Origin of the sequence: Billgrantia gudaonensis (assembly GCF_900100195.1) — a bacterium.
In the GTDB taxonomy this organism is placed as follows: Bacteria; Pseudomonadota; Gammaproteobacteria; order Pseudomonadales; family Halomonadaceae; genus Halomonas; species Halomonas gudaonensis.
Map to the genome: position 1 here is coordinate 1 of NZ_FNES01000030.1, position 12,750 is coordinate 12,750.

Genomic DNA, 12,750 nt, shown 5'->3' on the forward strand with positions numbered 1-12,750 from the left:
CAGTGCAACACCTGCAAATAGAGGAACCGCACGCCGTGCAAGTAGACGCGGCAGCTGGCGGCGGACAAGCCGCGCTCCTGGACCAGATGATTGAAGAAGCGTTGCAGATCGTCGCTGCTCAAGGTGTCCGGCGGGCGGTGGAAATAGCGCGCCAGGTCGGTGATCACCGTCAGGTACGTAGTGTGGGTGCGTGGTGCGAAGCCATGCTGCCGCATGGCCTCGATCATCGTCTGTCGTAAGGCAGTCATCGCCATCACTCCTGTTCTCTGACCCACGTGGGTCAAAAAACAGTGTGGTTCGATGACGCAAAAGACAGGATGCGACGACAGCTACCGCGAAGCGGTTTAGTTCAACAGTGATTGGACTGCACGTACTGATATTGGATGAACGCACCTGCTCGTTCAACAATGTTCGCCAGCATGCGTCTTCTCCCCCTAACCTATTGATTTTTCTTAATCCTAATTATAGCTCGGCCACCTATGCAGAATTCGCGCGCTTGCGCGTTTTGCCGAAATCAATAATGCTGTATGCATATCCATATCAAGAGAGAGCTGCCGTATGGATACGCGCACCAGACCGCCAACGCTGATGGACCGTGTGAAGGCCACCATGCGGGTGAAGCGCTACAGCCCGCGTACCGAGAAAACCTATTGCTACTGGATACGCTACTTCATTCGCTTCCATGGCGTGCGTCATCCCGCCAGCATGGGTGGCCCCGAGGTCAGAGCTTTCCTGGAACATCTTGCGATACAGCGCCACGTGGCAGCCGCCACGCAGAATCAGGCACTGAATGCCATCGTTTTCCTCTATCGCCATGTGTTGGAGAGTACGTGCTGGGCAAAGGCTTTGCCGGCGTACGCAGCCCGCTGGGCTGAGGCTCGGGGGCATTCGGGCACGCTACCGCCCCTACCTGGGCATGCTGCGATGACCCGTTGCCATCCATGCGGTAGTCCTTGCGTACGTCTTGGTCACTCTCGGCTTTGTCCGAAAACTGGCTGCGCTCGTCCATACGGCGTTAAAAATCGGCTCGTGCGCGAGTCCGATCAAAGTACTCATTTACAGCGCGTAAACTCCGTCTTTTCGCCGATTTTTTCCTTGTCTGGCCTTCGCTCGCCGACTTTTCAGACAACGCCTAGCCATCTTCAGCGGCCTTTGCCGTACCGTAACCAGCCGTTACGCCGAGGGCAACGCCCACGAAGGCATGAGTGAGGCTCAGGAACTACGCGGGCTGTTGTTAGCTGGCTTCGCCCAGCATGCTGTCCAGCTCGCTTTCGTCGACGCCGAGCATCTGCAGGATGTTGCGCTGGGCGGCATCGAGAATGCGTTGCCGCTCCTGCTCGCCGGGCAGGCTCTTGGCGATGGCCACGGCGCCCACCAGGGAGGCGAGGATGACGCGGGCTTTGTCGGCGATGACCTCGCGGTCGGGTTCGAAGGGGAGTTTCTTCAGGCGGCTCAGGGCGATGAGCCGGGTTTCGAGCATCTTCTTCATGCGCAGGTAGGAGGCTTCGAACAGCGTGCGGATTTCGGCGTTCTCGTTGCCGATCTCGTTGAACAGTACCGTCTCCGGCCCCGGCTTGTGCTTGCGTTCCAATTCCTGGAGATTCCAGCAGTTGGAAACCAGTTCGGTCAGGTGCTTCACCGAGAGCGGGCCCTTGACCAGCCGGGCCGCACGGCTGCTTTCCAGGGTTTCCCGCACCGAGGCATGGTAGAGCGCTTCCTTCGAGGAGAAGTGCGCGTAGAAGGCGCCGTGGGTCATCTTGGCCAGCTTCATGATCTGGCCGATGGAGACCTTCTCGAACCCCTTGCGGCTGAACAGCTCGATGGCCGACTTGAGGATGCGCTCCCGCGATTTGGCCTTGTGGTTCGTCGAGTAGGGCATGGCGATCTCACTCCCACGCTGAATATTATCTTGATCATATCAAGCCGGCTGCTAGCGTGGCACAAACCCAAGCCGTTCAGGAAATCACCATGCAATCACCGCTCGTCATCACCGGCATGGGCATGATCAGCCCGCTTGGTTGCGGCGTTCATGCCGGCTGGGAACGCCTGATTGCCGGCCGCTCCGGCATTTCCTCCATTACCCGCTTCGACACCGGCGAGCTGCCGATCAAGGTGGCCGGAGCGGTGCCCGGCATCGCCGACGACCCGGAAGCCGGCCTCGACCCGGATCGTGTGCTCGATGCCAAGGAGCGTCGCAAGCTGGAGCTGTTCAGTCTCTACGCCATGGCCGCGGCCGAAGAGGCACTGACCCAGGCCAACTGGTTCCCCTCGAGCGATGCGGAACGAGAGGCTACCGCCACCATCGTGGGTTCCGGCATCGGCGGCTTTCCTACCATCACCCAGGCGCAGAACACCCTGTCGACCCGCGGCCACCGCCGGCTCTCCCCTTTCACCGTGCCGGCCTTCCTGGCCAACCTGGCGGCGGGCAATGTGTCGATTCGCTATGGCTTCCGGGGGCCGCTGGGTTGCCCGGTAACGGCCTGTGCGGCGGGCGTGCAGGCCATCGGCGACGGCATGCGCCTGATCCGCAGCGGCGAGGCCGAGGTCGCCCTGGTGGGCGGCGCCGAGGCCTGCATCGATCCGCTCTCGCTGGCCAGCTTCAACGCCATGAAGGCGCTCTCCACCGAGCAGAACGAACCCACCAAGGCGTCGCGCCCCTTCGATCAGGCACGCAATGGCTTCGTGATGGGAGAAGGCGCAGGGCTGATGGTGATCGAAACCCTGGCCCACGCCGAGGCACGCGGGGCAACGCCGCTGGCCATCCTCAGCGGCTATGGCACCAGCTCGGATGCGCACCACATCACCGCCGGTCCGGAAGACGGCGCGGGAGCCGCGGCGGCCATTCGATCGGCGCTGAAGATGGCGGGACTCTCTCCCGAGGCCATCGATCACATCAACGCGCACGCCACCTCGACGCCGGTCGGCGACCGGGCCGAGATCGCGTCCCTGCGCAACGCCTTCGGCGACGCCCTGCCCGGCATCCCGATCTCCGCCACCAAATCGGCCACCGGCCACTTGCTCGGTGCGGCCGGCGGTGTGGAGAGCATCTTCTCCGCCCTTTCGGCGATGCACGACCGCCTGCCCCCAACCTTGAATCTGGAAAATGCCGACGAGGATCTGAGCGACCTGGATCTCGTCTCGGGCTCGGCACGCGAGCACCGCAGCCAGCACGTGCTGTGCAACGGCTTCGGATTCGGCGGGGTGAATGCGGCGCTGATCGTCAGCAAGGTGTAAGAGTCGCTGCATGGAAGGATGAGTAGCCCCAAGCCGGTCGCCTGGCTTGGGGACGTCATGCCATCGGGCCATGAGTGGAGGCCGCTTCAAGCCTCTTTGCAGCCGATCTCATGCCACGCGCCGCTCGACCAGCAGTCGAAGCGCGAAGAGAATCAACACCGCCCCGGTGATGCCATCCAGCGCCCGAGACAGACGCGGCCCGCTCAGGGCGCGCAGAAAAGGCATGGTCGCTGCGGTAATTGCGGTGAAGAAGACCAAGCCCATCGCTGCATGAATGCCGGCCAGCAAGAGACTGAAAGACACCACCGGCACGCCCTCGGGCAAGAATTGCGGCAAAAAGCTCACATAGAAGACCCCGACCTTGGGATTCAGCAAGTTGGTCATCACCCCGCGCAGGAACCAGTTGGGCGCACGCGGCCACTCTCCCGCCTCGGCTACCGTTTCCCGCTGCCGACGGAAGGCCGAACGCAACATGCCTAGACTCAACCAGATCAGATAGGCGGCGCCCGCGACCTGCACCAGGTGATAGGCCAGTTGCGAGACGGCCAGCACGGCACCAACACCGAGTGCCGCCATCACTCCCCAGGCCAGCACACCGGTGACGACGCCGGCTCCCGCCAACATCGCTCGGCGCGCGCCTTCCACTGCCGCTGTGCGCACAACCAGTGCCGTATCGAGCCCCGGTGTGATCGTCAGCAATGCGGCCGCTACGGAAAAGCTGAGAAGCGCTGTCGTGGCATCCATCCTCGGTCCTCCCTGTGCATCCCGTTACTCTTGACGACGCGATGCACTCAGTCTGATCGCTCGAGAAAACCGGAGAAATGGCAATTCATCGGTAGTTGGACCAAACTTCCGATGAATTCATGGGAATAGAGCGCTAAAATGCCAAACTCGGGACTCGACCGCCTGGACATTTCCATTCTCGAGGCGCTTCAGGAGAACGCCCGGATGCCCCTCTCCGAAATCGGCCGTCGTATCGGCCTGTCGCAGCCCGCGACATCCGAACGCGTCAAACGGTTAGAGGAGCGTGGCATCGTCACGGGCTATGGCGCGCGAATCGACCCAGCGGCCCTTGGGCTGGGCATGATGGCGATCATACGGATCAGGACCACTCATGAGCACATCCATCCAGCTCTGCGAGCCTTCGCCGAAATGCCGCATGTCATCGAGGTCCACCGCATGACCGGCGAGGATTGTTTTCTGCTCAAGGTGCAGGTGCCCTCGCCTGGCCAATTGGAGACCATCGTCGATAGCATCGCCCGGTTCGGTGCCGTCACCACCTCGCTGGTGCTGCGCTCCGAGCCGGCCAAACCGCTCGGCAAGGCGCTTCTGGAAGGAGCGTGAGCGTTCGTGGGTTGCGGATGCGCTCTATCACTCCGCGACGATACGATCCCGCCCGTCCTGCTTCGCACGGTAGAGATGCCGGTCCGCTTTCTCGATCAGGCTGAACGGTCCGCCTCCTTCCGCCGCAAATGCGGTGGCCACACCCATGCTGACGGTGACGAGGTGAGAAACCTCGGAAGCGCGATGGGGAAGGGCCGCATCGTTGATGGCTGCCCGGCAGCGCTCTGCTACCTGCCGAGCGGCTTTAAGATCGGTTTCCGGCAAGACGAGCACGAACTCCTCACCGCCGAATCGCGCCAGCAGATCGCGCGGCCGCACGATCGACGACCCGAGAATCTGCGCAACACGTCGTAGACAGTCGTCGCCAGCCAGATGACCGTAGTGGTCGTTGTACTGCTTGAAGCTGTCGATATCGAGCATGATGACCGAAAGGGGGTCACCGCTGCGTCGAGCGCTCGCCCACTCGGCCTCGAGTACCGAATCGAGCAGCCGGCGGTTGGCGACACCGGTGAGGCCATCCTGGTACGAAAGTTCCTCGAGCTCGCGTTGCAACTGCAGCAACGTCTCTTCGTTCTTCTTGCGCTCGCTGATGTCGAACATGAAGCCGATCAGCGCTTCGACTTCGCCGTTCTCGTTGCGTACCACGTGCACGACGTCACGAATCCATACGTAGCTACCATCCGCCTTCAGCGCACGGTAGTCCGCCTCGTGGTCGATACCCGACTTCGACTGCGCGACGCAAAAGCCGACGACCCGGTCGCGGTCTTCCGGATGCATGCGCTCCACCCAGTCGTCGATGCTGACCCAACTGCCCCGAGGCCAACCCAGCAGGCGCTCGATCTGTGGTCCGATATAGGCGAAACGCAACGTTCCCCAGTCGATTTTCCAGGGAATGGCCTGGGTAGACTCCAGCAGCGTCTTGTATACGGCATTGCCAAGGTTCATGTCCGTGGGAACGTCACTCATGAATGCATGGCCTCGGAAAAAGCTGACATCGCAGCGAAGGATGGTCGAGATCGCAAATAGTGAAGAGGAATGATGCTCAGACACCACTCCTCGGTCTGCACTATAGCCCGTTCGGCTGCGGAGGGGAGCATCGAAAGCCGGCGACACGGGGCACACCGACTCAAAAGAACACGGATTCCGCATCGTGGGAGCCATCGGGGTCGCTGAGTCAGCCGCCGCAAAATGCGCCACCCCCTCGGCGTACGCCTTCACGAAGGCCGGGCGAGCCGTGGCGAGCGCATGTCGAGGCGACTAAACCCAGACGTCGTTCTCGGCCTCGAGGTCGCCACCTTCGTCCCCCGTGTTGACGACGCCTCGCGGCTCGATGAGAAGCACATGGCATTCCGAGTCGGCAAACGGCTTATGCTCCACGCCTCTCGGGACCACATACATCTCTCCTTCGGAGAGTCGCACCGTTCCCTCCCGAAACTCGATCCCCATGGAACCGCTGATCACCAGAAACACTTCGTCCGTCTCTTGATGATCGTGCCATATGAACTCGCCTTCGAACTTGGCTACCTTGAACTGGTAGTCGTTCATCTCCGCGACTACGCGAGGTGACCAGAACTCGGAAACCTTGGCGAACTTCTCCGCTAGATTGACGACTCCTGACGGCATAAGATTTCCCTCCTCTAACTCGTGCCAACGTCATCCATTCTCCGCATACTGGGGAAGGTCGTCCGTTATTTCGAACCATGGCGCCTTACTGTTCACGAAGACGTGGCGATCCGCGCGCACACCGGGATCGGTATCGAGCGTGCCCAGCGGCAACGCATACACTTCGGGTTTCGAATCGAACCGCGTGTGAATGCTCGAGCCGCAGTTCGAGCAAAAGACCTTGTATTCGCCGGGTGAAGATTCATAGGACTTGAGCAATTCCTGGCCCTTGACGGTTCGCCAGTCCTGCGTTCGCACCTTGGCACACGTCCTGAAAGCGGCAGCGTGAAGCTTTCTGCACATGGAGCAGTGACAATGGTAAACGTCCGTGAGGCTACCATTGATTTCGTATTGAACGCCGCCGCAGAGGCAGCTACCCGATAGGCTCATTGATAGACCTCTCTTCACGGTGGCTGAGACGAGCTATCGTTCGTCGAGTCGAGTGGTTGACAGGAACACGTTGGATGGTTGACCCATCCGAAGCGTAAGCAAGAGCGGCGATGGCTGCAAAAACGGCGGTGGGTCGTGGCATCGAACTCGGCGCCCGTTTACCGGTTCCCATCATTGCCCGGCACGGTTGCAGACCCAACGAGCGCCGATCATGATGGTACGAGCCGACTCGGCAACACGTGCCCCCGCCACGGAGCCCCCATGCCACTGTTGATCGACTTTCAGGACGTCCGTGAAGCCACCCGCTGGCGGACCATCAACGATGACGTCATGGGAGGCGTTTCCCGCGGCGAGATGACGGTGGAAAACGGCATCGGCGTGTTCAGCGGCGAACTTTCTTTGGAGCATGGCGGCGGCTTCGCCTCGGTGCGCCGCGATCCCGAGGCCTTCGAGCTGGACGGCTATGCGGGCATGATGCTCAACGTGCGCGGCGACGGCCGCTGCTATCAACTGCGCCTGCGCACGAAACGGCTGTTCGATGGCGCGGCCTACCGGGCTCGCTTCCAGCCACCGGCTGGCGAATGGCAACGCATCGCCCTGCCCTGGCGAACGTTCGAAGCGGTCTTTCGCGGCCGACTACTGACGGATGCCCCACCGCTCGAGCCCGACGCGATTCAGCAGGTGGGCCTGTTGATCGCTGACAAGCAGGCCGGGCCGTTTCGACTGGAGGTCGAGTGGGTGGGAACTCAAGGAGACGGAGATCGAGGATGAGGTAGGGGATCTCTCCCCTCGCCTCATGCCTTATCGCTTCGCCGTAGCCAGTGCTGCCCCGAAGCACATGAACGTCGCCCCTCCGATCCGATTGACCACGCGCGCTCCCGTCGGCGAACCGAGCCAGCCCTTTGCCTGCTGGCCGAAGAGTGCATACAGGCAGTGAATCACGATGACCAGCGTGCTGTAGGTCAGCACCAGCAAGGCGAACTGAGCCTTGAAGCCCCACTCCGGGCTGATGAACTGGGGAAAGACCGAGAGAAAGAAGAACACGGCCTTCGGATTGGTCAGCTGGATTGCAAGCCCTTCGAGAAAGCGGCGGCGAAAGCCCAGTGACGGCGTGGGCCGCTCAGCGAATGCAAGCGCCGGAGAGCGCCACAGGCGAATTCCCAGATACAGCAGGTAGGCGGCACCGAGCAACTTGAGCGCCGTAAAGGCAACTGCCGAGGTCGCCAGTACCACGCCGACACTCGTCGCGGATATGCTCGCCACGATCAGCGTGCCAAAAGCGATACCGAATATTCCACCAAGACTCCCCATGAAGCCAAAGCGTAGCGAGTTGCTGAGCGTCATCACGACACCCGGCCCCGGGCTGAGAACCGTCAGCGTCGCCATGACCAGGAACAGCCAATAAAGGTCCATCTCAAACCTCCTCCGAATGATGGCTCAAAGTTGCCAGAGGCCGTGATCGTTGGAGCCAATGATGTAAATCGCGAACTTTCCCTTCCCGGGAATTTCCATCGGATGCATAGCAATCTTCGCACCCTGAGCCTCGATCCGGGAAACGGCCGATTCGATATCGTTCACGAGCCAATAGGGCCGAACCACAGGGTCTTCTGTCTCTCTCAGTGGGCCTCTGACGCCGACGGTCGTACCGTCGGGCAGTCGACAGGTTCTGGCTCCACCGAGAAGCTCATCCGGGGCACTGAACTCAACGCCATGGGCGGCCTCATATGCGTTGCACACCGCATCGACATCATGCGATACGATTTCCAGGTAATGTACCTTCATGCGCTTTCCTCACTATCGAATGCAACTGGCAGGAGACGGACTGAGACCGGATACGACACTGCATTCGTTTCAATGGCGTATCGCCCCACCGGCATGCGTCAAAATCTTGGATTGATACTCAACGACAGCATGGCCGAGAGATGACACAACGGCCTTCCTGAATTCTGCTGCAGCTCATTGAAGGCATCTTGTACGGCCTGAATGTCTCGCTGACTCGTGGGAGTCCGGTCAATGATGCCGGCGGCCATCAGGCGCGCAACCACATCGCTGGTCAATAAAAACGTATCCTTTCCGACCAGGCGTAAGAATCCGGCACCCGAGCGTCCGCCCAAACGAGCGCCGCGCTTGGCAAGCAAACGCCACAAGCCGATGATGTCGGAACTCGGCCAGTTGGCAATGAACTCGCCAAAGCTGGTGCCATGCTCCTGGCGAACATCCAAAATGAATTGGGCGTTTTTAGGAATGGTCTGGAGCTTGGTACGATGACGAATGACCCGATCGTTTTTCATGTAGCCTTCGATTTGTTCCGGACTGAGCAACACCATTTTCTCGGGTTCAAAGCCCCAGAAGGCGTCTTCAAAGGCCGGCCACTTGGCATCGACCACCGAATGTTGCATACCGGCCTGAAACACCCGCTGGCTCATGGCGGAAAGATAGCGATCATCCCCCTTCTGCTTCAGCTCGTCGGGAGTGAGCGCTTCGGGAAGGAAGGCCTCCAAGGCTTCGTCAGATTCGAAACGCTTGCGTGCGGTGTCGTAAAGCCAGCGGTAGTCGAGTGTCATGCTTGCCTCGATGGAAGTCATGGAATCAGTACCTGCCCAATGCGCTCTGCTCCGGCGGCCCGGAAGTCGTGCCGTTTCTGGTCGCGGCCGGTCGATGATGAATCGGTCGTGCTGGCACCGCTTCAATGTAGGGTGTCGTCGGCTGCTACGCCGGTAGTGGCTCACGAGACACGCTAACGCCCCTAACCTGAAAGGCGTGATGAACTCCTGCCATCCCTGCGGTGGTCTTTGCGCTCCCACGATATTGCTCGAAAGCCCGGTCGTTTCAGGTACCTGAGAAGATCAGCGTATGCAAGAGTAGCGATGGATGCAAAACGGCGGTTCGCCGTGGGCGGTTTGCCGTTCTTGTCGCTTGCGATAAGGCGCTGGGCGTCTCTCGCCTCCAGCGCTATCCAGCAGCATCTCCGCCAGGACGAGCAGGCCTCGAGGCTCATATCGATGAGGAAGCCTAACAGCCCGACAACCTGAAGTGCTCGGAGATGAATGAGGCGGGATATGATAACGTGAGAGCACTTCGCAGATTTTTCTGAAGAAACGGAGGCTCATGTGCTGGAATGGCTGCAACGTCGACTCGGACTGCAGACCATACCGGGGGTGTTTTTTACCTCGGCCGGGATAGCCGCGCTTTTCATCGCACTGGCGATCCCATTTGACGACGTCGTTGCCGAAAGTTTCGGGCTGCTCACCGGTTGGGTCGCTCGTAACCTAGGCTGGTTCTACATCCTCGCCGTGAGCGTTCTGTTGATCTTCCTGCTCGTGCTGGCGATCAGCCGCTATGGCAACATCCGGCTGGGGGCGGACGACAGCCGCCCCGATTATTCCAACCTGACCTGGTTCACCATGCTGTTTGCCGCCGGCATCGGCACCATTCTGATGTTCTGGGGCGTCGCAGAACCGGTTTCCCATTTCGCCCACCCGCCTTTCGACAACGTACAGCCGGGTTCGCAGCGGGCGGCCAGCGATGCCATGACCATAGCGCTGTACCATTTTGGCCTGCACACTTGGACGATCTTTGCCATGCCGGGATTGGCGATCGGTTACTTTGCCTACCGGCATGATCTTCCCATGCGCATTAGCAGTCTCTTCTACCCAATCCTCGGGGAAAGGGCCTTTGGCCCTTGGGGCTGGGCCATCGACGTGATTGCTGTACTTGGCACTCTGTTTGGCGTGGCAACCTCGCTGGGACTCGGTACGCTGCAATTGAACAGTGGCTTGAACTATCTGTTTGGCGTGCCTTCCACCGCCCTGATCCAGGTCGGCTTGATTGCCGTCATTACCGGCATCGCCGCCACTTCGGTGGCGCTGGGGCTAGACAAGGGAGTGCGCCGCCTGTCCCAGGTCAATATTGTACTGGCCATGGTCTTGCTGGCTTTCGTGTTCACCGTAGGGCCAACCGTATTCATTGCCGAGGGTATGGTCCAGAGCGTGGGCGATTACTTCAACGACTTGCCGTGGCTGGCTTTCTGGACCGAGACCTTCAAAGAAACCGACTGGCAGCGGCAGTGGACCCTGTTTTACTGGGCATGGACCATTTCCTGGGCGCCTTATGTGGGAATTTTCATTGCCCGAATTTCTCGGGGGCGAACCATCCGCGAGTTTGTGGCCGGTGTCTTGTTTGCACCCACGGCCTTCACTCTGGTCTGGTTCGGCATCTTCGGGCTCTCGGCCATCCAGGTAGAGATGAACGGCCAGATCTCTCTTTCCGAACAGGTGCAGCAAGATCCCTCGGTGGCCATTTTCGCCTTCCTGGAAGCTTTCCCGCTGGCGGACATAGCGTCGGCCTTGAGCGTGGTCATCATCGTCATTTTCTTTACCACGTCATCCGATTCCGCCTCTCTGGTGATCGATATGTTGACGCGGCGCGATGATCAACCATCGTTGGTGCGCCAGCGTATTTTTTGGGCAGTCGCTCAAGGGGTGATTGCCGCGACACTGCTATTGGCCGGCGGGCTGGACGCCTTGCAAAATGTGATCACCTCCCTTGGTCTACCGTTTTGCTTCCTTCTAGTCTTCATGGCAATGGCGCTGTTCAGAGCGCTACGAGCGGATTATCGCGGCTTCAGTGTCAACGAATTGGTCCAAGGCAGAGCCTTCCCCGAAGTGGAGGGCACTTCCAACGCTAAACAGGAGACCGATAATGTATCAGAAACTGTTGGTCGCCATTGACCCGGAAGACGATGGCGAGGGCAAGTGTGCCATAGCAGCTGCCATGGAGCTGCTGGCAGAGGATGGAGAACTTCACCTGGCCAGCGTTTACAACCCGGGCGGCGGCGGATTTTTCCCGCACGTGACGGAAGAAGCGCCAGAGCAGAAAGAAGCCGAGGTTCGGAAACAACTGGATCTATTCGTTCGCAAGTATTTGCCTTTGGACCGAAATGCGAGCCTGCACGTGGTAGCAGGAAGCGCTGGCGAAAAGCTGGTGGGCCTCGCGGCCCAGCTCTCTGCCGATCTGATGATCCTGGTATCCCGCGGCAGCAGCGGCCACTGGCCCCTGCGCCGTGCCACTGTGGAGTATGTTTCCGTCAATGCGCCATGTCGGGTACTGGTGTTGCCTTCATCGGAACGAGCCGACTCTCAGACTGCAGAAGAAGAGGATAAATAGTCGGATACGCTGACGGAGAAACACGGCCCGGATGCCGGCATGGCAAGGCCTGCCGCTGTCGACAAGCTCGAAGTAAAAGACAAACCAAGCCATTGCTGTGCGATGCTTGAGACTCCCGTCGATCGGGATTTGAACCACAATATATGCATATGCTCTTCATGATGTTATCAGTTGGCTAGGAAAATTGGCTGCGAGAATGGTGTGTAGTCTTGGCTTAACAGTGTTGCCAATGGCGGAAATAGCGGCTCTGGGAGTGTTTCCCATTCAAACCATGCCCAGCCCTCGCATTTGTCCGGCTCCAGCAGTTTAGCCTCGCCGCCCACGGGGCTTGCCACCACGAAAACGGTTACATAATGCTTGTTTTCGGCTTCGAAGACGTCATTCGTGAAGGGGCCGTACTGAAGATCCTGAAGTTCAAGCCCAGTTTCTTCCATAACTTCACGTCGGGCACAGACATCTATTGACTCCCCAAACTCAAGATGCCCACCGGGCGCGGACCAAGTGCCGGCCCCATGAGCTCCCCTTCTCTTTCCTAGAAGTACACATCCGTTCCTAACAATCAGAACACCGACTCCAACTTGCGGCGAAGACATAAAAAAGCCTCGTGGTCGGAGTCTGTCAACATAGTTGGCATATGAAATAGTTCTGGCTCTTTAAAACCCTGCTGCCTGCGGCACTGGGTCCCGCTCGGGATTCAGGTGCACGATCTCAGGCAGGCTGAGCTTCCGGATGTCACCCGACCAGCGCTCCGGGTGACGCTGCTTCGCCGCCTCGAAGACCTCCCGGCGCTGGGCCAGGATGCCTTTGGCCTCGCCGTTATGACGCTGGCTCGGCGTGACGTAGCGAAGGGCGCTGTGCCGGTGCTCGTGGTTGTACCACTCGGTAAATTGCTGAACCCAGTCCTGAGCCTCGGCCAGGGTGGCGAAGCCGTCAGCGGGGAAGCCCGGCCGGTAC

17 protein-coding genes are annotated in these 12,750 nt (G+C 59.9%); 6 read left to right on the forward strand and 11 right to left on the reverse strand.

Translation table 11 applies throughout. From position 1 onward, the window contains the following. Nucleotides 1-248 (reverse strand): site-specific integrase (locus tag BLP96_RS19340; RefSeq protein ID WP_176761582.1); only part of this gene is annotated, 248 nt, incomplete at its 3' end. Between the two features lie 340 nt (nt 249-588). Here BLP96_RS19340 and BLP96_RS19345 point away from each other — a divergent pair. Beyond that, complete coding sequence (locus BLP96_RS19345; protein ID WP_281183017.1) at nt 589-1,209, forward strand: site-specific integrase; 621 nt, start codon at nt 589-591, stop codon at nt 1,207-1,209. A 25-nt stretch (nt 1,210-1,234) separates the two neighbouring features. Here BLP96_RS19345 and BLP96_RS19350 read toward each other — a convergent pair whose 3' ends face one another. Next, on the reverse strand, nt 1,235-1,879 hold the full coding sequence (locus BLP96_RS19350) for a TetR/AcrR family transcriptional regulator (protein ID WP_089689172.1): 645 nt from the start codon (nt 1,877-1,879) through the stop codon (nt 1,235-1,237). 89 nt (nt 1,880-1,968) lie between these two features. On the opposite strand from BLP96_RS19350, the gene fabF reads away from it, so the two are divergent. Continuing rightward, a complete protein-coding gene (gene fabF / locus BLP96_RS19355; RefSeq protein ID WP_089689173.1) occupies nt 1,969-3,234 on the forward strand; it encodes a beta-ketoacyl-ACP synthase II in 1,266 nt (421 codons plus the stop codon). A 108-nt stretch (nt 3,235-3,342) separates the two neighbouring features. Here fabF and BLP96_RS19360 read toward each other — a convergent pair whose 3' ends face one another. Next, the gene (locus tag BLP96_RS19360) at nt 3,343-3,978 is read right to left on the reverse strand and encodes a LysE family translocator (protein WP_089689174.1); all 636 of its coding nucleotides are present in this window, start codon (nt 3,976-3,978) and stop codon (nt 3,343-3,345) included. Nucleotides 3,979-4,116: 138 nt separating this feature from the next. Here BLP96_RS19360 and BLP96_RS19365 point away from each other — a divergent pair, with 138 nt between their 5' ends. Further along, a complete protein-coding gene (locus BLP96_RS19365; RefSeq protein WP_089689175.1) occupies nt 4,117-4,578 on the forward strand; it encodes an Lrp/AsnC family transcriptional regulator in 462 nt (153 codons plus the stop codon). 27 nt (nt 4,579-4,605) lie between these two features. Here BLP96_RS19365 and BLP96_RS19370 read toward each other — a convergent pair whose 3' ends face one another. The 3 genes from BLP96_RS19370 to BLP96_RS19380 all read right to left on the reverse strand — a co-directional run bounded on the left by BLP96_RS19370 (nt 4,606) and on the right by BLP96_RS19380 (nt 6,630). Continuing rightward, nucleotides 4,606-5,631, reverse strand: a complete 1,026-nt coding sequence (locus BLP96_RS19370) for a GGDEF domain-containing protein (RefSeq protein ID WP_245682316.1) — start codon at nt 5,629-5,631, stop codon at nt 4,606-4,608. A 204-nt stretch (nt 5,632-5,835) separates the two neighbouring features. Next, nucleotides 5,836-6,201, reverse strand: a complete 366-nt coding sequence (locus tag BLP96_RS19375) for a cupin domain-containing protein (protein ID WP_089689177.1) — start codon at nt 6,199-6,201, stop codon at nt 5,836-5,838. Between the two features lie 30 nt (nt 6,202-6,231). After that, nucleotides 6,232-6,630, reverse strand: a complete 399-nt coding sequence (locus tag BLP96_RS19380; protein ID WP_089689178.1) for a GFA family protein — start codon at nt 6,628-6,630, stop codon at nt 6,232-6,234. A 261-nt stretch (nt 6,631-6,891) separates the two neighbouring features. Between BLP96_RS19380 and BLP96_RS19385 the strand changes: the two genes are divergently transcribed. After that, nucleotides 6,892-7,401 carry a CIA30 family protein gene (locus BLP96_RS19385; RefSeq protein ID WP_089689179.1) on the forward strand — a complete coding sequence of 170 codons (510 nt, stop codon included), beginning with the start codon at nt 6,892-6,894 and terminating at the stop codon, nt 7,399-7,401. 30 nt (nt 7,402-7,431) lie between these two features. Here the strand turns inward: BLP96_RS19385 and BLP96_RS19390 are convergent, their stop codons facing one another. The 3 genes from BLP96_RS19390 to BLP96_RS19400 all read right to left on the reverse strand — a co-directional run bounded on the left by BLP96_RS19390 (nt 7,432) and on the right by BLP96_RS19400 (nt 9,194). After that, nucleotides 7,432-8,043 (reverse strand): LysE family translocator, encoded by a 612-nt coding sequence (locus BLP96_RS19390; RefSeq protein WP_089689180.1) that lies wholly within the window; start codon nt 8,041-8,043, stop codon nt 7,432-7,434. Nucleotides 8,044-8,067: 24 nt separating this feature from the next. Continuing rightward, a complete protein-coding gene (locus BLP96_RS19395; RefSeq protein ID WP_089689181.1) occupies nt 8,068-8,412 on the reverse strand; it encodes a VOC family protein in 345 nt (114 codons plus the stop codon). A 98-nt stretch (nt 8,413-8,510) separates the two neighbouring features. Further along, complete coding sequence (locus tag BLP96_RS19400; protein ID WP_089689182.1) at nt 8,511-9,194, reverse strand: DNA-3-methyladenine glycosylase I; 684 nt, start codon at nt 9,192-9,194, stop codon at nt 8,511-8,513. A 546-nt stretch (nt 9,195-9,740) separates the two neighbouring features. Here BLP96_RS19400 and BLP96_RS19405 point away from each other — a divergent pair. Next, nucleotides 9,741-11,360, forward strand: a complete 1,620-nt coding sequence (locus BLP96_RS19405) for a BCCT family transporter (protein ID WP_089689183.1) — start codon at nt 9,741-9,743, stop codon at nt 11,358-11,360. Continuing rightward, a complete protein-coding gene (locus BLP96_RS19410; RefSeq protein ID WP_089689184.1) occupies nt 11,332-11,796 on the forward strand; it encodes a universal stress protein in 465 nt (154 codons plus the stop codon). The genes BLP96_RS19405 and BLP96_RS19410 overlap by 29 nt, the downstream gene beginning before the upstream one ends. Nucleotides 11,797-11,963: 167 nt before the next feature. Here the strand turns inward: BLP96_RS19410 and BLP96_RS19415 are convergent, their stop codons facing one another. Further along, nucleotides 11,964-12,389, reverse strand: a complete 426-nt coding sequence (locus BLP96_RS19415) for a nucleotide triphosphate diphosphatase NUDT15 (protein WP_089689185.1) — start codon at nt 12,387-12,389, stop codon at nt 11,964-11,966. 60 nt (nt 12,390-12,449) lie between these two features. Next, nucleotides 12,450-12,750 (reverse strand): integrase core domain-containing protein (locus BLP96_RS19420; protein WP_143005148.1); only part of this gene is annotated, 301 nt, incomplete at its 5' end.

Excerpts from the sequence above, each read along its gene's own strand:
- BLP96_RS19345 (WP_281183017.1), top strand. The coding sequence starts at position 589 with ATGGACCGTGTGAAGGCCACCATGCGGGTGAAGCGCTACAGCCCGCGT.
- BLP96_RS19360 (WP_089689174.1), bottom strand. The coding sequence starts at position 3,978 with ATGGATGCCACGACAGCGCTTCTCAGCTTTTCCGTAGCGGCCGCATTG.
- BLP96_RS19400 (WP_089689182.1), bottom strand. The coding sequence starts at position 9,194 with ATGACACTCGACTACCGCTGGCTTTACGACACCGCACGCAAGCGTTTC.
- BLP96_RS19350 (WP_089689172.1), bottom strand. The coding sequence starts at position 1,879 with ATGCCCTACTCGACGAACCACAAGGCCAAATCGCGGGAGCGCATCCTC.
- BLP96_RS19380 (WP_089689178.1), bottom strand. The coding sequence starts at position 6,630 with ATGAGCCTATCGGGTAGCTGCCTCTGCGGCGGCGTTCAATACGAAATC.
- BLP96_RS19390 (WP_089689180.1), bottom strand. The coding sequence starts at position 8,043 with ATGGACCTTTATTGGCTGTTCCTGGTCATGGCGACGCTGACGGTTCTC.
- BLP96_RS19415 (WP_089689185.1), bottom strand. The coding sequence starts at position 12,389 with ATGTCTTCGCCGCAAGTTGGAGTCGGTGTTCTGATTGTTAGGAACGGA.
- BLP96_RS19395 (WP_089689181.1), bottom strand. The coding sequence starts at position 8,412 with ATGAAGGTACATTACCTGGAAATCGTATCGCATGATGTCGATGCGGTG.
- BLP96_RS19410 (WP_089689184.1), top strand. The coding sequence starts at position 11,332 with ATGTATCAGAAACTGTTGGTCGCCATTGACCCGGAAGACGATGGCGAG.
- fabF (WP_089689173.1), top strand. The coding sequence starts at position 1,969 with ATGCAATCACCGCTCGTCATCACCGGCATGGGCATGATCAGCCCGCTT.
- BLP96_RS19385 (WP_089689179.1), top strand. The coding sequence starts at position 6,892 with ATGCCACTGTTGATCGACTTTCAGGACGTCCGTGAAGCCACCCGCTGG.
- BLP96_RS19365 (WP_089689175.1), top strand. The coding sequence starts at position 4,117 with ATGCCAAACTCGGGACTCGACCGCCTGGACATTTCCATTCTCGAGGCG.
- BLP96_RS19375 (WP_089689177.1), bottom strand. The coding sequence starts at position 6,201 with ATGCCGTCAGGAGTCGTCAATCTAGCGGAGAAGTTCGCCAAGGTTTCC.